This is a genomic window from Corallococcus llansteffanensis (assembly GCF_003612055.1).
GTDB classification, from domain to species: domain Bacteria; phylum Myxococcota; class Myxococcia; order Myxococcales; family Myxococcaceae; genus Corallococcus; species Corallococcus llansteffanensis.
Window position 1 is genome coordinate 1 of the sequence record NZ_RAWB01001107.1, and the last position, 827, is coordinate 827.

General features: G+C 71.7%; 1 protein-coding gene. It reads left to right on the forward strand.

Annotated features, from left to right (window positions below):
* Positions 1–24: 24 nt before the first annotated feature.
* A partial coding sequence (locus tag D7V93_RS43630) for a sterol desaturase family protein (RefSeq protein WP_147451707.1) occupies positions 25–827 on the forward strand: 803 nt, incomplete at its 3' end.

The following is an 827-nucleotide window of genomic DNA, read 5'->3' on the forward strand; positions in this document are numbered from 1 at the left end:
CCGGAGCCCCCCGGAGCCCCCTTGATGCCGTGGAATCCCTCCCTGCCGGTGTTGGGCCTGGTGGTCCTCCTCATCTCCGGGACGGTGAAGCTGCTGACCGTGGCCCTGGGCTGGCTCGCGTGGCGCACGCGGGTGGCGGAGCGCCTGCGGGTGTACCGGCGGGAATGGGCGGAGGGGCAGCTGCGCAGCGAGGCGTGGGCCGCGGTGGGCGTGGTGCTGACGGACGCGGTGCTCATCGCCGGCTTCCGTTATTTCACCGGCCCCCTGCTGGCGCCATTCCGCCTGTCCACGGCGCTCTGGACGTACGCGTGGATGTTCGTGGGCTTCGAGGTCTGGTTCTACGCGACGCACCGGCTGCTGCACCTGCCGCGCTTCTACCGCTTCCACGCGCAGCACCACGTGGCGCGGGTGACGGAGCCTCTCACCGCGCTGTCGTTCTCCGTGGTGGAGCGGCTGGTGCTGATGGGCGGCGGGCTGGGCCTGCACTTCGCGGCGCTCCACCTGATGCCCGGCACGCAGGTCGGAATCCTGGCCTACATGCTGACCAACTACGCCCTCAACGCGCTGGGGCACGGCAACACGGAGTGGCTGCCCCGACGCTTCGTGACGTCCTGGGTGGGCCGCGTCTTCTTCACCCCCACGTTCCACGCGATGCACCACGCGCGCTACCAGGGGCACTACGGCCTCTTCACGGTGGTGCTGGACCGGTGGCTGGGCACCGCCTTCGAGGACTATCCGCGCGTGCACGCCCGCGCCCGCGACGCAGAGGGCCTCACGCGCATGGGTGAGCGGCTGCCCGTGGCGCTCGAGCCCGCCCCCCTCCCCGC